The sequence below is a fragment of the Azospirillum rugosum genome (genome assembly GCF_017876155.1).
GTDB classification, from domain to species: domain Bacteria; phylum Pseudomonadota; class Alphaproteobacteria; order Azospirillales; family Azospirillaceae; genus Azospirillum; species Azospirillum rugosum.
In genome coordinates this window covers 24,239-46,733 of record NZ_JAGINP010000016.1, presented here as the reverse complement: position 1 = coordinate 46,733, position 22,495 = coordinate 24,239, and the positions used below count along the sequence as shown (strand labels likewise).

The following is a 22,495-nucleotide window of genomic DNA, read 5'->3' as shown; positions in this document are numbered from 1 at the left end:
GTTTCGTGGTTCGTAGGTTGGGTGGAGCGCTAACGCAACCCAACACGCAAATCTCACCGCTGGATCAGGGCGCTTTCCTTGCCGGAGAGGATGAAGACCTTCTTGTAGGCCTTCAGCAGGGCGTCGATCAGCGCGTTGACTTCCGGGCTGGACATGGCGCGGGGCTTGGCCGGGTCGACGTGGAGGACGCAGCTGTCCTTGGTGTCGTTGAAGGCGGCCAGCGCGTGGATGCGGTCGGGGCGGAACTCGTCGGGGAAGTTCTCGTCCATCAGCCAGAAGCACTGGAAGTTCCGGCAGGAGGGCGGGCGCTCCTCATAGACGGTGCAGCCCTTGCCCTGGTCGCAGGACACGCACCATTTGGCCGACGGCTTCTTCAGCTCGGGCACGCCCATCAGTTTGCAGCACAGCGTGCACTCTCCGCAGGTGCGGTCGGCCATAACCCCAATTCCTCTATGTCCTGGTGGCGAGCGCGGACACTCGCACAGAGCGGGTCCCGGGGGAAGTCCCCGTTGGGTCAAGGATAGGCCGGCGGTCAGGCGATGCCGTCGGCCAGCGGTTCGGCCAGTTCCTTGACCAGCAGCCGCTCGATCTCCTCGGGCGGGGCGGGGCGGGCGTAGAGGTAGCCTTGCGCGTATTTGCACATGATGTCGCGCAGGAACTCGGCCTCTTCCTCCGTCTCCACGCCCTCGGCGACGGCGTCCATGCCCAGGATGGTGGCCAGCGTGGTGATGACCTGCACGATGGCGGCGTTGCCCTCGCCCGTGGACACCGCCTGGACGAAGCTGCGGTCGATCTTCAGCGTGTCGGCCGGGAACTTGTGCAGGTAGGACAGCGACGAATAGCCGGTGCCGAAATCGTCGATGGACAGGCGGACGTCCATGTCGCGGATCATCTGCATCAGCTCCCGGCATTTGGCCGGGTCCTGCATCAGCAGGCTTTCCGTGATCTCCAGCTTCAGGCTGGAGGGTGGGACGCCGTTCTCAATCAGCACCTCCTGCACCAGCCCGACGAGGTCGTCGTCGCGGAACTGGCGGGAGGAGACGTTGACGCTCATGAACAGGGGCGTCCGGCGCGGGAAGCCGCGCTGCCACAGGCTGAGCTGCCGCGTTGCCTCGCGCAGGGCCCAGCGGCCCATGGGGACGATCAGGCCCGAGTCCTCGGCCAGCGGGATGAACTCGCCGGGCGGGACCAGCCCGCGTTCCGGGTGGCGCCAGCGCATCAGCGCCTCGAAGCCGGCGATGCGCCCGGCCGACACAGCGATGATCGGCTGGTAGAAGAGGCAGAGCTGGTTCTGCTCCAACGCCGTGCGCAGGTCGGTTTCCGTGCGGATGCGCGTCATCGCCTGCCGGCGCAGGTTGCTGTCGAACACGTCGATGCGCGCCCGGCCCCCCGATTTTGCCCGGTACATGGCGAGCCCGGCGTCGCGCAGCATGTCCTCCGCCCGGTCGTAGCCGGTGGCGCTGAGCGCGATCCCGATGGAGGCGGTCAGGGCCAACTCGTGCCCGTCCAGCGCCAGTGGGCGGCTGATGGTCGCGGCCATCCGCTCCGCCGCCGCAAGGGCGCTGCCCACGTCGGCGACGTCGTCCAGCAGCATGGCGAACTCGTCCACCGACAGCCGGGCCAGCGTGTCGCCCATCCGGCGGATGGAATCGAGCCGTTCCGCGATGATCTTCAGCAGCGTGTCGCCGGCCGCCGGCCCCAGCGCGTCGTTGATCGCCTTGAAGCGGTCGAGGTCGATCAGCAGCACGGCGAAGGGCTTGCCCCCCGCGCGCCGGTTGCGGTCCAGCGCCTGCCCGACGCGGTCGAGCAGGAGCGTGCGGTTCGGCAGGCCGGTCATGCCGTCGTGGAAGGCGTCGAACAGTACCTGCTGCTCCGCCCTCTTGCGCGCGGTGATGTCGGTCATGGAGCCGGCGATGCGCACCGCGCGCCCGCCTTCGCGCCCGCCTTCGCGGACAGCGAGGCCGCGCACCAGCAGCCAGGATGTCCCGCCGTCGGCGGCGTGGATGCGGAATTCGTGCTCGACGTGGTCGCGCTCGCCGGCCAGATGCAGGTCGATAGCGGTCTTCAGCCCCTCCCGGTCGTCGGGCAGGATGCGATTGAACCAGGCTTCGATCGTGTTGGGCGGGGTGGCCGCGTCGAGGCCGAGCAGGGACGCGCAACGGGGCGAGTAGTAGACCTCGCCCGTGCCGATCCGCCAGTCCCACAGACCGTCGTTGGCGCCGGCGGCGGCCAGGGCGTAGCGCTCCTCGCTCTGGCGCAGGCGCTGTTCGGCGGTCTTGCGGTCGGTGACGTCGGCCTGGCTGCCGACCAGCCGGACCGGCGTGCCGTGGGCGTCGAGCACGGCGATGCCGCGGCAGGACATCCAGCGGACTCCGTCCGCCGCGTCGCGCATCCGGTATTCGATCTGGAACAGGGTGTTGTCGGTCCCCAGCGCGTCCAGCGCCGCGCGCAGGGCGGCGCGGTCGTCGGGCAGGACGCGGCCCAGCCACTCCTCCGGGCTGTTGCCGATCGTCTTGTCCGCGAATCCCAGCAGCGCCGTCCAGCGCGGGGAGTAATAGACGGTGCCCGCGGCGAGGTCCCAGTCGAACAGCCCGTCGTTGCTGGCCGCGGCGGCCAGGGCGTAGCGTTCCTCGCTGCGGCGCAGGTCACGCTCGGCGTTCTTGCGGTCGGTGATGTCGGCGACCGACCCGACGAGGCGGGCCGGGTCGCCCGATTCGTCCATAACGGCCATGCCCCGGCACACCAGCCAGCGCCAGCCGCCGTTCGCGCCTGGGTTCGCGCCCGGGTCGTCCGTGGAGTCGCAATCGGCGCGCAGCACGCGGTGTTCGATCTGGAAAGGGACCGAAACACCCACCATTTGACCTTCGAAGGAGGCGTAGAGCCAGTCGATGTCCTCGGGGTGGACGCGGTCGAGCCAATCCTCCGGGCGGTTCGAGTCGCCCGGCGGCAGTCCGAGAAATTCCTTGAAGCGCGGGGACAGGAACATCGTGTCGTTGCGCAGGTCCCAGTCCCAAACGCCCTCGGAGCCGGCTTTCTCGGCCAACAGGTAACGGTCGATCGTGCTGCTCAAGACCCCCCTCATGAACCCGCGGTGACCGTGCCGCCGCCTGACCCCCGCAACGTCCGCACGCCGGCGGCCACCATAGTGCCGGAATGGTGAAGGAGAGGTGAAGTTCGTGCCCTTACGAACTTTCTTCCGCGCCGACGAAACGTCTTTGACGCGCAGGCGGCGGCCGCCGGGAACCGTCGGACGAATTGCGGGCCCGCGGACAACTTGGTAGAGCATGGGCATGGAATGGTCCGATCAGGGCATCGTGCTGTCGACGCGCCCCCATGGCGAAACGTCGGCGGTCGCCAGCCTGCTGACGCGGGAGCACGGGCGCCACGCCGGGATGGTGATGGGCGGCCGGTCCAGTCGGCAGCGCGGCAGTCTGGAACCCGGCACGCTGGTCGCGGCGCGCTGGCGCGGCCGGCTGCCCGAGCATCTCGGCAACTTCTCGCTGGAGACGGCGCACGGCTACGCAGCGGCCTTCCTGGACGACCCGCTGCGGCTGGCCGCGCTGACCGCCGCCTGCGCGCTGGTCGAGGCGGCGATCCCGGAGCATGAGCCGCACACCGCCCTGTTCGACGGCCTGCTGGCCCTGTTCGGCCTGCTGGGCACCGACGCCTGGGCCGAGACCTACGTGCGGTGGGAGGTCGGGCTGCTGGGCGAGCTGGGCTTCGGGCTGGACCTCGACCGCTGCGCAGTGACCGGCACCAACGACTATCTGGCCTATGTCAGCCCGCGGACCGGCCGCGCCGTGTCGGCGGCCGTCGGCGAGCCGTACCGCGACCGGCTGCTGCCCCTGCCGGGCTTCCTGATCGGCCTCAGCGGCGGCGGCCCGCGCGAGGTGGAGGAGGGCTTGCGGCTGACCGGCCACTTCCTGGAACGCCACGTGCTGAGCGGCCCCGTGCCGCCGGCCCGTGAACGATTAAGAGAACGTTACGCGAACGCGGTGGCGCGCCGCAGCTAGATTTGGTAGTAGAAAAGGCATGACGTCCCAAGACCCCGTCCTCGACATTTCGGACAAGCCGCTCCGCGAAGCCCTCAGCGAGCGGTACCTGAGCTACGCCCTGTCCACGATCATGGCGCGGTCGCTGCCCGACGTGCGCGACGGCCTGAAGCCGGTGCACCGGCGGCTGCTCTTCGCCATGAGCCAGCTGCGGCTGGACCCGTCGACGCCGCCGAAGAAGTCGGCCCGCGTCGTCGGCGACGTGATCGGCAAGTTCCACCCGCACGGCGACACCGCGGTCTACGACGCGCTGGTCCGCCTGGCGCAGGACTTCGCCGTGCGCTACCCGCTGATCGACGGGCAGGGCAACTTCGGCAACATCGACGGCGACAACGCCGCGGCCATGCGGTACACGGAAGCCCGCCTGACCGAGGTCGCCAAGGCCCTGCTGGAGGGCATCGACGAGGACGCCGTCGATTTCCGGGCGACCTACGACGGCGACGGGGAGGAGCCGGCGGTGCTGCCGGCCAACTTCCCCAACCTGCTGGCCAACGGCTCCAGCGGCATCGCCGTGGGCATGGCGACCAACATCCCGCCGCACAACGTCGCCCAGATCTGCTCCGCCCTGCGGCTGGTCCTGAAATACAAGCAGGACTGCGTGAAGGCGGTTCTCGCCGGCAAGGAGAAGCCGGCGCCGACGAAGATCGAGGATCTGGTCACGCTGATCTCCGGCCCCGACTTCCCCACCGGCGGCGTGCTGGTGGAGCCGCGGGCGAACGTTGTCGAAGCGTATCGAACCGGACGCGGATCGTTCCGCCTGCGCGCCAAGTGGGAGGTGGAGAAGCTCGGCCAGGGGACCTGGCAGGTCGTCGTCACCGAGATGCCCTACCAGGTGCAGAAGGCCCGGCTGGTCGAGAAGATCGCGGAGCTGCTGGCCAACCGGAAGCTGCTGCTGCTGGAAGACGTGCGCGACGAGTCGGCGGAGGATGTCCGACTGGTGCTGGTGCCCAAGAGCCGCAACGTCGACCCCGAGGTCCTGATGGCCTCGCTGTTCCAGGCGACCGACCTGGAGATCCGCTTCGCCATGAACATGAACGTGCTGGACAAGGACAACGTCCCGCGCGTGATGAACCTGTTCGAGGTGCTGGACGCCTTCCTCGACCACCGGCACGAGGTGCTGGTCCGCCGCAGCCGCCACCGGCTGGCGCAGATCGACCACCGGCTGGAGGTGCTGGGCGGCTACCTCATCGCCTTCCTGAACCTGGACGAGGTCATCCGTATCATCCGCGAGGCCGACGAGCCAAAGCCGGAGCTGATGCGCGCCTTCGGGCTGACCGAGGTGCAGGCGGAAGCCATCCTCAACATGCGGTTGCGCAACCTGCGCCGGCTGGAGGAGATGGAAATCCGCAAGGAGAACGAGAAGCTCAGCGCCGAGAAGGCGGGGCTGGTCGAGCTGCTGGCGGACGAGTCCCTGCGCTGGAAGTCCATCGGCAAGGAGACGGAGGAGACGCGCAAGCGCTTCGGCGAGGACCGCCGCACCCAGGTGGCCGAGGCCGCCGCGGTGATCGACATCCCCGTCGACGCCATGGTGGAGCGCGAGGCGCTGACCGTGCTCTGCTCCAAGAAGGGCTGGATCCGCGCGGTGCGCAACCACCTGAACGAGGCCGAGCGCGCCGACGTGAAGTACAAGGACGGCGACGCGGAGGGCTTCTGGGTCCATTGCGAGACGACCGACAAGCTGCTGGTCTTCGGCACCAACGGCAAGTTCTACACGCTGTCGGCCGACAAGCTGCCGCGCGGCCGCGGCTTCGGCGAGCCGGTGCGGCTGATGATCGAGCTTGGCAACGACGTGGACATCCTCGCGCTGTTCAAGCACCAGCCCGGCCGCAAGCTGCTGGTCGCGTCGGAGGACGGGCGCGGCTTCCAGGTCGAGGAGACGGAGGTCGTCGCCCAGACCCGCGCCGGCAAGCAGGTGCTGAACCCGGACGACAACAAGGAAGCCAAGATCTGCATCCCGGCGGAAGGCGACCACGTCGCGGTCATCGGCAACAACCGCCTGCTGCTGGTCTTCCCGCTGGACCAGGTGCCGGTGATGGCGCGCGGCAAGGGCGTGCAGCTGCAGAAGTACAAGGACGGCAGCCTGTCCGACCTGAAGGTCTTCACCCTGGCCGAGGGCCTGAGCTGGAAGCACGGCGAGCGGCAGTTCAACGTGACCAACCTGACCGGCTGGCTCGGCAACCGGGCCGGTGTCGGCAAGATGCCGCCCAACGGCTTCCCCAAGGTGAACCGCTTCACCTGACGCACAAGGGAACGGGAGGCTTCGGCCTCCCGTTTCACTTTCGACGCTTGTTCGCGCACAAAATTTCGATTCCGCGACGGCCAAGCCATGCTTTGACTTGAACTCTGACCCGCGTTTCCGGCATAGTCGTTCCATCAAATGGAGCCGGAGCGGTTTGTCCCTGGGGTTACCCCGGAATGGCCAAGCTCCGGACCGCAGGGAGGCAAACGCATGGGCTCCGCCACTCCGTGTGACCGCGCACCGGCAAACGAGACCGTTATGCGTCGGCCGTAGCCCACGCGGTAATGGGCGCCCTGGCGCTGCCAATCACTCACGCAACACCTTCCCGCCTTGCAGGCCGGGCTCCCGTTCGGGGGCCGGAACGACGGCGTGCACGGGCGCTCCAAGGAAGGGACTCAGGGAGACTTTGATGAAACGCCGTGCATTCCTGACCACCGCCGGTGTCGGTGTCGCCGCCAGCACCCTGGCCGCCCCGGCCATCGCGCAGAGCAACCCCGAGATCAAGTGGCGCTGCGCCTCCAGCTTCCCGAAGAGCCTGGACACCATCTATGGTGGTGCCGAGTTCGTCGGCAAGCGCGTCGCCGAAATGACGGACGGCAAGTTCCAGATCCGCACCTTCGCCGCCGGCGAGATCGTGCCCGGCCTGCAGGTGCTCGACGCCGTCAAGGACGGCACCGTGGAGTGCGGCCACACCGTCTCCTACTACTATGTCGGCAAGGACCCGACCTTCGCCTTCGATTCGGCGATGCCCTTCGGCCTGAACGCCCGCCAGCAGAACGCCTGGATGACCCACGGCGGCGGCATGGACCTGATGCGGGAGTTCTACAAGGGCTACAACATCATCCAGTTCGGCGCCGGCAACACCGGCACGCAGATGGGTGGCTGGTTTCGCAAGGAGCTGAAGACCATTGAGGACCTGAAGGGCCTTAAGTTCCGCATCGGCGGCTACGCCGGCACCATCCTGACCAAGCTGGGCGTCGTGCCGCAGCAGATCGCCGGCGGCGACATCTACCCGGCGCTTGAAAAGGGCACCATCGACGCCGCCGAGTTCGTCGGCCCCTACGACGACGAGAAGCTGGGCTTCAACAAGGTCGCCAAGTACTACTACTACCCCGGCTGGTGGGAAGGCGGCCCGCAGGTGTCGATGCTGGTCAGCCTGCCGCAGTGGGAACAGCTGCCGAAGCACTACAAGGCGGTTTTCGAGGCCGCCTGCTCCGACGCCACGCTGGACATGCTCGGCAAGTACGACGTCCAAAACATGCGCGCCCTGAAGCGGCTGGTCGGCGCCGGCACCATCCTGAAGCCCTTCCCGCGCGAGATGCTGCAAGCCTGCTACCAAGCGAGCTTCGAGGTCTATGAGGAAGAGGCCGCCCGGAACGAGAAGTTCAAGAAGGTCTACGAGCAGTGGCGCAAGTTCCGCGACGAGGAATACCTGTGGTTCCGCGTCGCCGAAAACACCTTCGACAACTTCGTCTTCGGCGCCCCGCCGCCCAAGACGAAGGGCTGAGAAGGCTGCACAAGAAAAAGCCCCGCGAAAGCGGGGCTTTTTTGTTGCCGGACCGGGATTTGTGGATCCGTAGGTTGGGTGGAGCGCCAGCGGAACCCAACACACGTCGCGATGCCGGCGATGTTGGGTTTCGGCTACGCCTCCACCCAACCTACGAAGTCTCCGTTCGATGCGTAGGTTGGGTGGAGCGCCAGCGGAACCCGACACACGTCGCGATGCCGGCAATGTTGGGTTTCGGCTACGCCTCCACCCAACCTACGAAGGGCTGCCACTTCGTGGGTCCCTCCCTCTCCCGCCGGGGGCGGGAGAGGGGCTTTGGCTGCGTTTACTTGCCCTGCAACTGCTTCATGATGTCCGCGTTCGGATCGTCGGCCGGCTGGTCGGGCGTGCCGAAGGGCGGGGGCGGTTCGTTGGTGTCGAACTGCGGGATCTCGATCTTCACCTTGTCGAGGTCGATCTTCTCGCCGCGGTCCAGGCCGGAGAAGACCAGCTCGGGGAAGATGATGACCAACGCCACCATGATCAGCTGGATGCAGACGAAGGGCACCGCACCCCAGTAGATCTGGCCGGTGGTGATCTTCGCGATGATCTTGCCGGTGATCTTGTCCTTGTAATCCTCGCGCGGCGCGACGCTGCGCAGGAAGAACAGGGCGAAGCCGAAGGGCGGGTGCATGAAGGAGGTCTGCATGTTCACGCCCAGCAGCACGCCGAACCAGATCAGGTCGATGCCCAGCTTTTCCGCGACCGGCCCGAGCAGCGGCACGATGATGAAGGCCAGCTCGAAGAAGTCGAGGAAGAAGGCCAGCAGGAAGACCATCAGGTTGACGACGATCAGGAAGCCCAGCTCGCCACCCGGCAGGCTGGTCAGCAGGTGCTCCACCCACAGGTCGCCGTTCACCGCGCGGAAGACGAGGCCGAACACGGTCGAGCCGATCAGGATGAAGATCACGAAGGACGACAGCTTGGCCGTCGTGTCCATCGCCTGCCGCAGCAGGCTCAGCCCCAGCTTCCGCTTGGCCAGCGCCAGCAGGATGGCCCCCGCGGCACCCATGGCGCCGCCTTCCGTCGGTGTCGCGACGCCGAGGAAGATGGTGCCCAGCACCAGGAAGATCAGCACCAGCGGCGGCACCAGCGAGGTCAGCACGCGCAGCAGCAGCTTGAAGCCGCGCAAACTGCGCGCTTCCGGCGGCAGGGCCGGCGCGAAGTCGGGCCGCACGATGGTCGTGATCAGGATGTAGCCGGTGTACAGGCCGGTCAGCACCAGGCCCGGGACCAGGGCGCCGGCGTACATGTCGCCGACCGAGCGGCCGAGCTGGTCGGCCAGAACGATCAGCACCAGCGACGGCGGGATGATCTGGGCCAGCGTGCCCGACGCCGCGATGACGCCCGACGCCAGCCGCCGGTCATAGCCGTAGCGCAGCATGATCGGCAGCGAGATCAGGCCCATGGAGATGACCGACGCGGCGACCACGCCGGTCGTCGCGGCGAGCAGGGCGCCGACGAAGATCACCGCGTAGGCCAGACCGCCGCGCAGGGGGCCGAACAGCTGCCCGATGGTGTCGAGCAGGTCCTCCGCCATGCCGGATCGTTCGAGGATCAGGCCCATGAAGGTGAAGAAGGGGATCGCCAGCAACGTGTCGTTGCGCATGATGCCGAACACGCGTTCCGGCAGAGCCTGGAACAGCGCCGGGGTCAACAGCCCAAGCTCCACCCCGATCAGGCCGAACAGGAGGCCGTTGGCGGCCAGCGCGAAGGCGACCGGGAAGCCCATCAGAAGGAAGAAGATCAGCGCCACGAACATCAGTGGCGCCATGTTGGCGACGAGGAATTCAGCCATGGTCGGGTTCCCGGTGCTTTAGTGGCTGTGCATCTTCTCGCCCGGCTGGTCGATGACCCCGGCGAGGAAGGCGATGCGCTTGATCAGCTCCGACAGGCCCTGCGCGGTGAGCAGGAAGAAGCCGACGGGAACCAGAAGCTTGGCCGGCCAGCGGATCAGCCCGCCGGCGTCGCTCGACATCTCGTTGGTGACGAAGCTGTCGCGGAACATGGGCCAGGACAGCCACATGATCAGGATCGCCATCGGGAACAGGAAAACGAGGATGCCAAAGATGTCGACCGCCGCCTGGACCCGCTTGGAAAAGCGGCCGAGAATGATGTCGATGCGGATGTGTTCGTTGCGCAGGAACGTGTAGCCCGAGCACAACAGGAAAATGGCGGCGAACAGGTACCACTGCAGCTCCAGCCACGCGTTCGAGCTGTAGTTGATGCTGTAGCGGACCACCGCGTTGACGGAGCTGACCACGACGGCGGCCAGCACCAGCCAGTAGACGAGCTTGCCGATTCCGTCGTTGACAGCATCGATGAGCCCGCTGATTCGGAGCAGGAACCTCAACGGAGAGCCTCCCTGTGCAAGAAGCGGGGCGCGCCCCGCTCTGTCCCTTTTTGTTGTCCGTTGACCGAAGCCGTAGGCGGCGCGCCGACGACGATGGCCCAATCTTAAAAGGTAACACCAATGGGTGTCGTCTGCGGCAATATTCCGCAGGCGACTAGCATTTTGCAAGAGCTTGGAAGGGTACTTACGGGATTGCCGCAATAAGAGCGAGCGAAAAGCCCGCCCGATCGGTGGCTAAACGCTCAGCGGTTCGCGTCTTCGGGCAGCCGGTACCAACCATCGCGGCCAAGGGCCTCCAGCGGGCGAAACTTTGCCTTGTAGGCCATTTTGCGGCTCTGCTCGATCCAGTAGCCCAGGTAGACGTAGGGGAGCCCCTCCGCCTGGGCGCGCTCGATCAGGCTCAGGATCATGTGGGTGCCCAGGCTGCGCCGGTCCTGCCGCGCGTCGTAGAAGCTGTAGACGGCGGAGAAGCCGTCGGTCAGCCGGTCCGTCAGCATGCAGCCGACCAGCCGGCCGTGCGCGTCGCGGGCTTCGAACAGGCTGGTGTCGGCGCGCCCCTCGTCGATCATCGCGGCGAAATCGGCCATGGCCATGCGGGCCATGTCGGACTCGCCGTGGCGGGAATTCTGGTAGGTGGCGAACAGCCGGTACTGCTCCCCCGTGGCGACGGCCGGCGCCTCGTTGAGACGGAGATCCTGGTTGATGCGGGCCACGCGCTTCTGCGACCGGCTCGCCTCGAAGGTCGCCACGGGAATGCGCACCGGCACGCAGGCCTGGCAGTTCGGGCAGACCGGGCGGTAGACGATGTCGTGGCTGCGGCGGAAGCCCGCGCGGGACAGGGTGGAGTTGACCTCCGCCGAATAGGGACCCAACAGCCGGGTGAACAGCTTCCGCTCCACCCGCCCGGGCAGATAGGGGCAGGGCATCGGCCCGGACCGGAAGAACTGCTGGAGCGGGCGGTGCTGCGGCTGGATGACCGACATGGAAACCGGCTGTTGGGGTCTGGGCCTGTTGGCTTGGCAGCCTATTGGCTTTGGGGCCTATTGGCTCTGGATTTGGGTGGCTGCGACGGGTTCCCGGCCGAAGAATGCAAGCCCGATCTCGTTGGTGATGCCGTTCAGCTGGCCCTGCACCCAGTCCAGATACTCGTGCAGGCCGCCGTGGATCACCTCCTCGATCGGACGCGCCAACAGCGCACCCAGCAGTTCGTCCACCTTCTCCATCGCCTCGCTGCCACCGCGCAAGGTGTAGCGCGACTTCATGCGGGTCAAGAGGCCGTCGATCTGTCGCACACACATCACAACCGATCGCGGGAAACCTTCGTTGTACATCATGAAGCCGGCGACCGTGGTGGGCGTCATGCCCCGCGGGTAGACACGCCGGAAGGCGTGATAGCCGGCGGCCGACCGCAGCACGGTGGTCCACTGGCTCATGTCCAGGGTCGAGCCGATGTCGAGCGGGGAGGGCAGCAGCGTGTGGTACTTGATGTCGAGCAGCCGAGTCGTCTGGTCGGCCCGCTCGATGTACTTGCCCAATTGGTAGAAATACCAGCCCTGGTCCCGGTAGAAGGTGCCCTCGGTAATGCCGGTGTGGGTCTGGCATTCCTCCTTGATCCAGGTGCAGACCTTGGACAGGTTGGGAATGGGTACGTCCTTGCCGCTCATCTCCACCAGCTTGTTGTGGAACACGTTTATCTGCGTCCACATCTCGGTCGAGATCCAGGGGCGCAGGACGCGCGCGTTCTCACGCGCCATGCGCAGCATCGACACCAGCGAGTTCGGGTGCTGGGTGTCGAACATGTAGTAGCGCACCACCGCTTCGGCCGTCGGCCGGTCGTGGCGGCTGAAGAAGTCCTTCTCGTCGGCGTTCAGCTGGACGATGGAGAACCAGTTCGTCATGCCGCGCGTGTCGCGGGCGAAGGTCTCGTGCACGTCCAGGATGCGGGCGAGGTTCTCCGCCCGCTCCATATAGCGGGCCATCCAGAAGATGCACTCGGCGTAACGGGCCAGAAGATTCACGACGCGCCCCCTTCCTGAACCCCGACACCATCCTGGAGAACCCAGGTGTCCTTCGAGCCGCCGCCCTGCGACGAGTTGACGATCAGCGTGCCCTTCTTCAGCGCGACGCGGGTCAGGCCGCCGGGCAGGACCCAGGTGTTCTTGCCGGTGATGGCGAAGGGGCGGAGGTCGACGTGGCGCGGCTCGATCCCGTCCTCCGTCACGGTGGGGCAGACCGACAGGTCGACGACCGGCTGGCTGATGTAGTTCGCCGGGTCGGCCAGCAGCTTGTCCCGGCATTCCGCCAGCTGCTCCTTGCTGGCGCGGGGGCCGATTGTGATGCCGTAGCCGCCGGCCTCGCCGACCGGCTTGACCACCAGCTTGTCCAGGTTGTCCAGCGTGTACCGGAGCGAATCCGCCTCGCGGCAGATGCGCGTGTCGACGTTGGGGATGATCGCGTCCTGGTCCAGGTAGTATTTGATCATCCGCGGCACGTAGCAGTAGATCGCCTTGTCGTCGGCGACACCGGTGCCGATGGCGTTGGCGAGCGCCACGTTGCCCTTGCGGTAGGCCTCCAGGATGCCGGGCACGCCCAGCATGCTGTCGGGGTTGAAGGCCTTGGGGTCGAGGAAGGCGTCGTCGATGCGGCGGTAGATCGAGTCCACCCGCGCCAGCCCGTTGGTCGTCTTCATGTAGACGCGGTCGTTCTCGACCACCAGGTCGCGGCCCTCGACCAGCGGCACGCCCATCTCGCGCGCCAGGAAGATGTGCTCGAAATAGGCCGAGTTGTAGGAGCCCGGCGACAGCAGCACGACCTGGGGATCGCCCACGTCCTGCGGCGCGATCTCCATCATCGCGTCCAGCAGCTTGTGGCCGTAGTTGTCCACCGGGCGGATGCCGATGTCCTGCATCAGGTCGGGGAAGACGCGCTGCATCATGTGGCGGTTTTCCACCACGTAGGACACGCCGGACGGCACGCGCCCGTTGTCCTCCAGCACGCGGAAGGTGCCCTCGCGGTCGCGCACCAGATCCACGCCCATGATGTGGATGTAGGTGTCGAAGGGCACGTCCAGCCCGACCATCTGCGGCCGGAAGCAGTTGTTGCCCAGCACCAGGTCCGCCGGGACCACCCCGTCCTTCAGGATCTTCTGGTCGTGGTAGATGTCGTGGAGGAACAGGTTCAGCGCGGCGACGCGCTGGTTGATCCCGGCCTCCAGATGCGCCCATTCCTTGGCCGAGATGACCCGGGGAATGATGTCGAACGGCAGGATGCGGTCCACCGCGTCCTTGTTCGAATAGACCAGGAAGGTGATGCCGAGGTTGTACAACTCCCGTTCGGCGTCCTGGGAGCGCCGCAGCAGCTCCTCGAAATTCAGCCCGGCCAGCCGCTGCCGTATCAGCGCCGCGTGATCGGCCGGGCGGTCACGGCCGCCGAACAGCTCGTCGTGGTACAGGCCCGGATCGTAGGATGACAGAAGGTCGGTCGGTTTGCCCTCGGGTACGCTCACAGACTCCCCCGCAGCTTCTGCTCTCAATTGACCGATGCCGAATGGCAATGGTGTCCGAGAGGAAGTATGGACCAACGTTTCGCGTTTTGAACAGGGGCAAACGTTCCGGGCGTTGTGCGACGCAATGACAGAACAAGAAGTGGTATAGCGGAAAGAAAGAAGCTAACGCTTAGGTGCCGGCGGCGTTGCGGCTTTGGTATCAGCCGGTGCAGCGGACGCCCCGCCGGTCGCGGGGGAGGCGGCGCCGGTTTGGGATTCGCGCATCAGGACCATGCTGATGCGGCGGTTTCGCGGGCTGCCGGGCTGGTCGGGGACCAGCAGGTCGCGGTCGGCGCGGCCGGTCACCTCCTGGATGCGGTCCTCCGCGATGCCGCCCTGGACGAGCGCGCGGCGCGTGGCGTTGGCGCGCTCCGCCGAGAGGTCCCAGTTGTCGCGCCCCGAGCCGGAGGGGAAGGGCGTGCCGTCGGTGTGGCCGCTGATCGACAGCTTGTTGGGCAGCTTCGCCAGCGCCTTGGCCACCTGCATGACCAGCTGCCGGGTCTGCGGGTACATCTGGCCGGAGCCGCCGGGGAACATCGACACGCGGTCCTGGTCGACGATCTGGATGCGCAGGCCTTCCGGCGTCTGGTCGATCATCATGTTCTGGGCCAGCGGCTCCAGCTCCGGCACGGACTGGATGGCCTGGCGGATCTCCGTGGCCGCTTGCTGGAACTGCCGGGCCTCCTTCTGGGCCTCCACCAGCTTCTCGCCGCCCTCCTTCACGCGGTCGGCGAAGTCGGACAGCTTCTCCCCCGGCTTCTGGCCGGGGATGCCCAGCTGCTTGGCCTGCTCCTCCAGCCGCTTCTGGTAGTCCATCCGCGACTCGTTGGGCTTCTGCTCCGTCGGGGAGGACGACTGGTTGGACGCCGCTTCGGTCGGGTCGGCGGACTCGTCGCCGTCCTGCGTCGCGTAGCCGGGCGGGCCGGAGACGGGCACGTCGGCCGACATGGGGGAGGAGGGCGACATCTGCGCGCCCGGCGCGGTGATGGTGCGGCCGCCCAGCATGCCGCCGGAGCCCGACTGCTCCCGGCTGACCGCTGCGGGCGAGAAATAGTCGGCGATGCCCTTGCGCTGGTCCGAGGTGGTGACGTTCAGCAGCCACAGCAGCAGGAAGAAGGCCATCATCGCCGTCACGAAGTCGGCGTAGGCCACCTTCCACGCGCCGCCGTGATGGCCGCCGTGCCCGCCCTTCTTCTTCTTGATGATGATCGGCTGTTCGGTGCCGCCGGGGTTCGCGGACATGGCGGGCGGGTCGGACCTTGTGGATTCGTCGAGCGTCCGAAGGTTGGTCCCTCATCCTTAAGATCCATTTAATGGAGCGGAGCGTACGCCGGGTCGCCGGGGACTTTTGCCGCGGCAGTTCCGGCTTGCGCCGGCGGGCCGGCTGGGTTAAGCCCCGGCAACCGCCCTTTCGTCGAGCCGAACAAAGGCCGCCATGACTTTTGATTCTCGGGCCTACCGCAACGCCCTCGGATGCTTCGCCACCGGCATCGCCGTCGTCACCACCATCGCCCCGGACGGGGAGAAGATCGGCGTGACCGTGAACTCCTTCTCGTCGGTGTCGCTGGAGCCGCCGCTGGTGCAGTTCTGCCTGGGCCGCGCGGCCATGTCGTTCGAGGCCTTCACGACCGCCCCGTCCTTCGCCGTGAACATCCTGGCGGAGGACCAGGCGGAGCTGTCGGCGCGCTTCTCCCGCCGCGACCTGCAGGAGCGCTGGGAGGGGCTGGGCGTGGAGCGCTGGGACACCGGCGTGCCGATCCTCACGGGCTGCCTCGCCAACCTGGAATGCGACCGGGAACACCTCTACGACGGCGGCGACCACGTGATCATCGTCGGCCGTGTCCGTCGGTTGAAGGGGTCGGAGAGCGGCCAGCCGCTCCTGTATTTCCGCGGCGGGTATCAGAAGCTCGCGTAAGGGCGACCTTACGAAATCTCCGTCATCAGCTCCGTCGGGAAGCCGGAGTCCTGCATCCGGGCGATCAGCTGCTGGACATGGTTGCGGTCGCGCGTCTCCAGCACGACGTCGATCTCCGCCATGCGCACGGGCACGTTGTGGAACAGGCGCTGGTGGTGCACCTCCACGATGTTGGCGCCGGCTTCGCCCAGCAGGCGGGCGACGCGGGCCAGCGCGCCGGGCGCGTCGGTGATGCCGATGCGCAGGCGCACCATGCGCCCCTCGTCGACGAGGCCGCGCATCAGCACCTGGGCCAGGATGCGGGCGTCGATGTTGCCGCCGGACACGACGACGCCGACCTTCTTCCCGGAAAAGCGCGCCGGGTCGTCCAGCACGGCGGCGAGCGCCGCGGCGCCGGCCCCCTCGGCGACCAGCTTCTGGAGCGTGGCGAGGCGGTAGACGGCCTCCTCCAGGCGCGGCTCGCCGACCATGACCACGTCGTCCACGCAGCGGCGGACCAGCGGCAGGGTGACCGCGCCCGGCGCCTTGACCGCGATGCCCTCCGCGATGGTGGCGCCGCCGCAGGCGATGTCCTGCCCGGCCAGCGCCTGGCGCATCGCCGGGTACATGGCGCACTGCACGCCGATCACCTGGATGCCCGGCTTCAGCGCCTTGGCCGCCACCGCCATGCCGCCGATCAGCCCGCCGCCGCCGATGGGGACGACCAGGACGTCGAGGTCGGGCGCGGCCTCCAGGAACTCCAGCGCCGCGGTGCCCTGGCCGGCGGCGATCAGGGGATCGTCGTAGGGGTGCACGAAGGTCAACCCCTCCTTTGCCGCGAGGTCCTGGGCGTAGGCCGCCGCGTCGCTGAGCGTGTCGCCGTGCAGCTCCACGCGGGCGCCCAGCGCCTCCGTCCGCTCCACCTTGGTGAAGGGGGTGAAGCTGGGCATGACGATGGTGGAACGGATGCCGAGCCGGCTGGCGTGGCAGGCCACGGCCTGGGCGTGGTTGCCGGCGGACATGGCGATCACCCCGGCCCGCCGCTCCGCCTCGCCCAGCGACAGCAGCTTGTTCAGCGCCCCGCGTTCCTTGAAGGAGCCGGTGTAGTGCTGGTTCTCCAGCTTCAGGACGATGGTGCAGCCGGCCAGCTCCGACAGGCGCGGCGAGGCTTCCGCGGGGGTGACCGGAAGCAGGCCGCGGAGGCGGTCGGCGGCGGCGCGCACGTCATCGATGGAGATGGCAAGCGGGGCGGAGTCGGCCACAGTGTTGGAAGACGGCGTGCTCATGACGATTTTCCAGGGTCGCGGGGAACGAGGGTGAAAAGCCGGGCGCCGTCGGCGGCCAGCGCGCCGCGGTCGCCGGACAGGCGCAGCGTCCCGCCGTCGCGCCAGCGGCTCACAAGGTCGCCCCAGTGGGGCGAGAAGGGGTTGCCCGACTGACCGGTGGCGATCATGAAGCGGGAGTTGTCGAGGTCGGACAGGTCGTAGACCGCCCGCAGCCCGGCCCCGTGCACATGGGCGAAGGGGTTCTGGGGGTCGCGCACGCGGGTCGTGCCGCGGTTGACGGTGAAGGCGCCGCCGTCCGTCTCGATGGTCAGGTCGAACATCTGGTTCAGCAGCGGGATGCGGCCGAGCAGGCGGTGGGTCAGGTCGGCCTTGTGCTCGTTGCCCCAGCGCCAGGATGCCATCGTGGGTCCGTGCCGGCGTTCGATCTGGGCCAGCGCCGATTTCAGCGCCCCGGCCAGCGCCACCGCGCAGCTTTCCTTGGCGGGGGTGGTGATGTCGTCGCACCACTGCGGCGCCTCCGTCAGCACATGCTGGACGGCGCGCGGGCGCAGGTCCCAATAGGGCAGGAACAGGGTGCCGAGCTTGTCGGCGAACAGGGTGCGCACCAGCTCCCGCTGCCACCAGTCGAAGATCAGCGGCTCCGGCCGGTCGCGGACCATGCGGCCGTCCCAGCCCTTCAAGAGGTCCAGGGCTTCGGCCATCTGCTTGCCGTCCGGCGGGACGGTCAACAGGAGGGGAAGCAGCTCGCGCGCCGGCAGCGACAGCGTGTCCATCTGCTGGGAGACGACGTCCTCGACCGAGAAGCGGTCCTTCTCCAGCATCTGCCCGATCCGCTGGGCGCGCGCCGGGTCGGGCCAGTCGCTGCCGAGCAGGTAGGGGTAGTTGGGGCCGACCACCGCGTTGTTGGCGTTGACGAACTGCCCCGCGGGCGGGTCGATCGCCTGGGGCAGCGCGTCGAAGGGGATGTAGCCGACCCAGTCGTATTCCCCGGTCCAGCCCGGCACCGGCACCCGCCCGTCGCCCGCCCGCCGCACCGGCACCAGCGCCGGGGACAGGAAGCCGACCGTGCCGCCGGTGTCGGCGTAGACGACGTTCTGCTGCGGGGCGACGTGCAGGAACAACGCCTCGCGCACCGCCTCGGCGTCGGCGGCGTGGTTCAGCCGGTACAGCGCCTCCGGCGAGGTGTCGCGCGCGGTCAGGCCGGGGAAGGCCAGCGCCAGCACATGCCCCTCCGGCGCGACGCCGGCCAGGTCGGGAGAGGTGAGCACGGGGCCGTGCCGCGTCTCGCGCACGGTCAGAGTCTCGTCCGGCTGGCCGGCGACCTTGATCGTCTCGGTGCGGGTGTCGAAGGGCTTTGGTCCGTCCGGGGTGATGTAGCGGGTGGGGTCCTGCGGGTCGATCTTCTCGATGAACAGGTCCTCTGTGTCGCTGTGGGTGGTGGTGAAGCCCCAGGCGACGGTGCGGTTGTGCCCCAGGATGGTCAGCGGTACGCCGGGGATCGTGGCGCCGGCGACGCTGTGGTTGGGCGTGTCGATGCGCGCGAGGTACCAGAGGATCGGCGCCTCCAGCCCCAGGTGCGGGTCGTTGGCGAGGATCGGCTTGCCGGTCGTCGTGCGCTTGCCGGTCAACACCCATTCGTTGGAGGCGGTGTCGAAGCCGAGGTCGGGCAGGGCGGCCAGGGCGCGCTTGAGGTCCATTCCCTGCAACTCGGCTGCCAGGGTGACCGGCGCGCCGGGAGGGTCGGCGGGGAAGAGGTCCTGCACCTGCTGCGGCGACAGGCTTTGCAGCGCGCGGGCGCGGAACAGCTCGTCGTACATGTTGCCGGACAGTTGCAAGGCCATCAGCTTGCCCCACACGACGCTGTCGGCGGGGCGCCAGGGCTCCGGCGTGTGGCGGAGCAGCTGGAATTCGATGGGCAGCGCCTCCGTGTGCGTCTCCAGCCAGGCGTTCACGCCGGCCGCGTAGGAGTCGAAGGCGCCGCGCACGTCCGGCGGCATGTCCTCGTAGATCGCCTCCGCCCGGCGGTAGACGCCGAGCGTGCGCATGGAGCGGTCGAGGCGCAGCGCCCAGTCGCCGAAGCGGGTGCCGACCAGCTCCGACAGGCGGCCGGCGCCGCCGCGGCGCATGGTTTCCATCTGCCACAGCCGGTCCTGGGCGTGGACATAGCCCAGCGCGAAATAGGCGTCGCGTTCGGTGGCGGCGAAGATGTGGGGAATGGCGTGGCGGTCGCGCAGGATCTCCACCGGGCGGTCCAGGCCGGGCACGGAGGCGCTGCCGCTGTAGGCCGGCGCCTGCTCCCGCATCCACAGCAGGAAGCCGCCCGCGCCGACGGCCGGAACCAGGACGACCAAAGCCAGCACGGCGAGCACGACGACGAGGACGCGGCGGATCATGCGGGCTCCGGTTCCCGGGGGGTGTTGCGGCGCGTGGTGGAGTGGTTGCGCTGGGCCCCCACCCTAACCCTCCCCCATCTTCGACGGGGGAGGGGACTGCCGCCGCTCCGCGGACAAGCCCCTCCCCCCGCGAAGTGGGGGGAGGTTGGGAGGGGGGCCCGACGCGACCACCTCCCGCTAACACATGGTGTGCAATGCGCGTGGCGCCTACGCCGCGGAGGACAGGGCGTCGCGCAGGACGGCGGCGGACACCGGCTTGTGCAGGACGCGGTAGCCGCTCTGCTGCACCTCGGCGATGCGGGCGGGGTCGGTGTCGCCGGTCAGGACCAGGGCGGGCACGCGGATGCCGCAGACGCCGAAGATGTCGCGGATGGCCTGGAGGCCGGTCCGCCCTTCGCGCAGGCGGTAGTCGGCGACGATCATGCTCGGCGTCTGGCCCAGGCTGGTCAGCGTGCCGATGGCCTCGTCCGCCGACATGGCGGCGACAACCTCGTAGCCCCAGCCCTCCAGCATGGTGCGCATGCTGAGCAGGATGATGGCGTCGTCGTCCACCAGCACCACGAGGCCCTTGCTGTTCGCCGGCTGCCCGTTGGGCCGGCAGGTCTTCGGCACGGGGCGGGAGGCGACGGACGGGACGGCGATGCAGAAGGCGCTGCCGCGCCCCGGCTCCGACCGCAGGGACAGGCTGTGGTCGAGCAAGCCGGCCAGACGCCGCACGATGGCGAGGCCGAGGCCCAGGCCCTTGCGCCGGTCGCGTTCCGGGTTGGCGAGCTGCGTGAACTCCTCGAAGATCGCCTTCTGCTCGTCGGCGGGGATGCCGATGCCGGTGTCCAGCACCTCGATCCGCAGGGTCGCACCGACCCGGCGGCAGCCGATGACGATGCGGCCGCGTTCGGTGTAGCGGATCGCGTTCTCGATGATGTTGCGCAGGATGCGTTCCAGCAGCGCCGGGTCGCTGACCGTCCAGCCGCTGGTCGGCCGATAGCGCAGCTCGATCCCGGCCTCGGCGGCGCGCGGTCGGTATTCGTTGGCCAGCCGCTCCAGCAGGGCGCCGAGCGCGAACTGCGTCACCGCGGGGTTGACCACCCCGGCGTCGAGCCGCGACACGTCCAGGAGGCTGTCGAGCAGCAGGCGCAGGCCGGTCAGGGACTCGCTCATGCTCGCCAGCAGGGGCGAGGCGGGGTGCCCGTGCAGCCGGTCGGACAGGGCGTGGGCGAAGAAGAACAGCGATTGCAGCGGCTGGCGCAGGTCGTGGCTCGCCGCCGCCAGGAACTTGGTCTTGGCGAGGTCGGCGCGCTCCGCGTCCTCCTTGGCGCGGCGCAGCGCGGACTCCGCCGCCTTGCGGGCGGTGATGTCGCGCATGATGCCGGTGAAGAAGCGCTTGCGCCCGCCCTGCCATTCGGCGACCGACAGTTCCAGGGGAAAGGTGGAGCCGTCCTTGCGCCGCCCCTCGACCTCCCGCCCGATGCCGATGACCCGCTTCTCCCCCGTCTCACGGTAGCGCGCGAGGAAGCCGTCGTGGGCGTCGCGGTGGTCGTCCGGCATCAGCAGGCGGACGTTGGCGCCCACCGCCTCCTCCACCGTGTAGCCGAAGGTCGTCACCGCGGCGCGGTTGAAGGACTGGATGGTGCCCGTCTCGTCGATCACCACGATGGGGTCGACCGCCGTGTCGACGATGGAGCGGTAGCGGGCCTCCTGCTCGGCCGCGCGTTCCGCCTCGCGGCGCCGGTCGAGAAGGGCGGAGGCGAGCGCCAGCGACAGGATCAGCAGCGTGGCCGCCCCGGTCCCCACGGCGAGCAGCGGATCGGACAGCGCGGTTTCGCCGGGGAGGGGTTCGTGCGGCGTGGCGGCGTGGGACTCGCCGAAGCTGGCGGCGGCCATGCCGGTGTAGTGCATGCTGACCACCGCGAAGCCCAGGACCAGCGCGCCGGCCAGCCGCTGCCTCAGGCTGGCGGTGCGGAAGGCGAGCCAGAGCGCCGCCGTGGAGGCGGCCAGCGCGATGGCGACCGACAGCGCGACCAGCGCCGGGTCGTAGGTCATGCGCGCCGGCATGCGCATGCCGGCCATCCTGACATAGTGCATCGACACGATGCCGAGCCCGGTCAGCGCGCCGGCCATCGCCAGGGCGAGGCGGCGCTGCGGGGCGCGGGCGACGGCGAACAGTCCGGCCCCCGACACCCCGACGGCCAGCAGGAAGGACAGCGCCGTCAGGGCAAGGTCGTAGGCCACCGGGGCCGGCGCGCGGAAGGCCAGCATGCCGATGAAGTGCATGGACCAAATCCCGGCCCCCAGGGCGACCGCGGCGGCGGCGAGCCACGCGTTGCGCCCGCTGCGCGCCTCCCGCGCGTGTGATGCGAGGTCGAGCGCCACATACCCGCCGAAGGCAGCGACGACGACGGACAGGGCGACGAGAAACGGATCGTAATGGCCAGGCACGATGGGTGAGCACCATCAGGACGGGGAACGACGGCGCGCAAGACTCCGGGGACGTCGAAGCGCCGGAGTGTTACATAGGGGAATTCCCGAACCGGCCCAATCCGACGAACGGGACCATGGCGGCGGCCGAAGGACGTATTGACTACACTGAACGGAGGAGCGATGCCCCGAACGCCCGGACAATGGGTGAGGCAAGCACTGCTGCGCCCGCTGCTGACCGTGGCGGCCGTGCTGTATTTTCTGGTCGACGCCCTGGTCTTCGCGGCGTTGCGTCCCGTCGCCGCCTGGATCGGCCGGCTGAAGATCGTCGCGCGCATCGCCGCCTGGATCGGGCGCCTTGGCCCCTACCCGACGCTGGCGCTGTTCGTCGTTCCCCTGGTCGTTCTGGAGCCGCTGAAGCCCGTCGGGCTTTACCTTATGGGCACCGGCCATCCGTTGGAGGGCGGGGCGATCATCGCGGCGGCCGAGATCATCAAGATCACCCTGGTGGAGCGGTTGTTCCGCATCAGCCGGGACAAGCTGCTGACCATCCCGGCCTTCGCCTGGTGCTACGTCCGCGTGGTGCGCTGGCTCGACTGGCTGAACGCGCTGCCGCCCTGGGTGGCGGTCAAGCGCCTCGCCGCGCGGGTGAAGGACGCGGCGCACGGCATGCTGCGGAACCTGCGCGGGTGGGCCCTGCGCCTGGCGAATAGGGGGTAGTTGGGCCGAAAGCTTGCCGATTCGGGGGACGGCTCGCATATAGCTGCCGGCTC

The 22,495-nt window shown here is 68.5% G+C and carries 16 protein-coding genes; 5 read left to right on the top strand and 11 right to left on the bottom strand.

The genetic code is table 11. The annotated features are described in order from the left end of the window. Positions 1–53 precede the first annotated feature (53 nt). Positions 54–437: a hypothetical protein gene (locus J2851_RS20955; RefSeq protein WP_209768640.1), complete on the bottom strand. Its 384-nt coding sequence runs from the start codon at positions 435–437 to the stop codon at positions 54–56. A gap of 95 nt (positions 438–532) precedes the next feature. Beyond that, positions 533–3,070: a sensor domain-containing protein gene (locus J2851_RS20950; RefSeq protein ID WP_209768639.1), complete on the bottom strand. Its 2,538-nt coding sequence runs from the start codon at positions 3,068–3,070 to the stop codon at positions 533–535. Positions 3,071–3,290: 220 nt separating this feature from the next. On the opposite strand from J2851_RS20950, the gene recO reads away from it, so the two are divergent. The 3 genes from recO to J2851_RS20935 all read left to right on the top strand — a co-directional run bounded on the left by recO (position 3,291) and on the right by J2851_RS20935 (position 7,798). Further along, a complete protein-coding gene (recO, locus tag J2851_RS20945) occupies positions 3,291–4,013 on the top strand; it encodes a DNA repair protein RecO (protein ID WP_209768638.1) in 723 nt (240 codons plus the stop codon). A 19-nt stretch (positions 4,014–4,032) separates the two neighbouring features. After that, positions 4,033–6,291 carry a DNA topoisomerase IV subunit A gene (gene parC / locus J2851_RS20940; RefSeq protein WP_209768637.1) on the top strand — a complete coding sequence of 753 codons (2,259 nt, stop codon included), beginning with the start codon at positions 4,033–4,035 and terminating at the stop codon, positions 6,289–6,291. Positions 6,292–6,700: 409 nt separating this feature from the next. Next, positions 6,701–7,798, top strand: a complete 1,098-nt coding sequence (locus J2851_RS20935; protein ID WP_209768636.1) for a TRAP transporter substrate-binding protein — start codon at positions 6,701–6,703, stop codon at positions 7,796–7,798. A 325-nt stretch (positions 7,799–8,123) separates the two neighbouring features. Here the strand turns inward: J2851_RS20935 and J2851_RS20930 are convergent, their stop codons facing one another. The 6 genes from J2851_RS20930 to J2851_RS20905 form a co-directional block, all read right to left on the bottom strand. Beyond that, on the bottom strand, positions 8,124–9,635 hold the full coding sequence (locus J2851_RS20930) for a TRAP transporter large permease (protein WP_209768635.1): 1,512 nt from the start codon (positions 9,633–9,635) through the stop codon (positions 8,124–8,126). Between the two features lie 18 nt (positions 9,636–9,653). Continuing rightward, positions 9,654–10,190, bottom strand: a complete 537-nt coding sequence (locus J2851_RS20925) for a TRAP transporter small permease subunit (RefSeq protein WP_209768634.1) — start codon at positions 10,188–10,190, stop codon at positions 9,654–9,656. A gap of 242 nt (positions 10,191–10,432) precedes the next feature. Next, positions 10,433–11,173 carry an arginyltransferase gene (locus J2851_RS20920; RefSeq protein ID WP_209768633.1) on the bottom strand — a complete coding sequence of 247 codons (741 nt, stop codon included), beginning with the start codon at positions 11,171–11,173 and terminating at the stop codon, positions 10,433–10,435. 57 nt (positions 11,174–11,230) lie between these two features. Further along, positions 11,231–12,208, bottom strand: a complete 978-nt coding sequence (locus J2851_RS20915; RefSeq protein ID WP_209768632.1) for an alpha-E domain-containing protein — start codon at positions 12,206–12,208, stop codon at positions 11,231–11,233. After that, positions 12,205–13,695 carry a circularly permuted type 2 ATP-grasp protein gene (locus J2851_RS20910; RefSeq protein WP_209768631.1) on the bottom strand — a complete coding sequence of 497 codons (1,491 nt, stop codon included), beginning with the start codon at positions 13,693–13,695 and terminating at the stop codon, positions 12,205–12,207. The genes J2851_RS20915 and J2851_RS20910 overlap by 4 nt, the downstream gene beginning before the upstream one ends. A 162-nt stretch (positions 13,696–13,857) precedes the next feature. Next, entirely contained in the window at positions 13,858–14,976 is a 1,119-nt protein-coding gene (locus J2851_RS20905) for a flagellar motor protein MotB (RefSeq protein ID WP_209768630.1), read from the bottom strand. Positions 14,977–15,169: 193 nt separating this feature from the next. On the opposite strand from J2851_RS20905, the gene J2851_RS20900 reads away from it, so the two are divergent. Beyond that, a complete protein-coding gene (locus J2851_RS20900; protein WP_209768629.1) occupies positions 15,170–15,649 on the top strand; it encodes a flavin reductase family protein in 480 nt (159 codons plus the stop codon). Between the two features lie 8 nt (positions 15,650–15,657). Here J2851_RS20900 and J2851_RS20895 read toward each other — a convergent pair whose 3' ends face one another. The 3 genes from J2851_RS20895 to J2851_RS20885 form a co-directional block, all read right to left on the bottom strand. Further along, positions 15,658–16,914, bottom strand: a complete 1,257-nt coding sequence (locus tag J2851_RS20895) for a threonine ammonia-lyase (protein WP_209768627.1) — start codon at positions 16,912–16,914, stop codon at positions 15,658–15,660. Continuing rightward, positions 16,911–19,307 carry a penicillin acylase family protein gene (locus tag J2851_RS20890; protein ID WP_209768625.1) on the bottom strand — a complete coding sequence of 799 codons (2,397 nt, stop codon included), beginning with the start codon at positions 19,305–19,307 and terminating at the stop codon, positions 16,911–16,913. Before J2851_RS20890 ends, J2851_RS20895 begins: the two co-directional genes overlap by 4 nt. 207 nt (positions 19,308–19,514) lie before the next feature. Beyond that, the gene (locus J2851_RS20885) at positions 19,515–21,743 is read right to left on the bottom strand and encodes a hybrid sensor histidine kinase/response regulator (protein WP_209768623.1); all 2,229 of its coding nucleotides are present in this window, start codon (positions 21,741–21,743) and stop codon (positions 19,515–19,517) included. Positions 21,744–21,929: 186 nt separating this feature from the next. Between J2851_RS20885 and J2851_RS20880 the strand changes: the two genes are divergently transcribed. Then, positions 21,930–22,442 carry a hypothetical protein gene (locus J2851_RS20880; protein WP_307420367.1) on the top strand — a complete coding sequence of 171 codons (513 nt, stop codon included), beginning with the start codon at positions 21,930–21,932 and terminating at the stop codon, positions 22,440–22,442. Positions 22,443–22,495 lie beyond the last annotated feature (53 nt).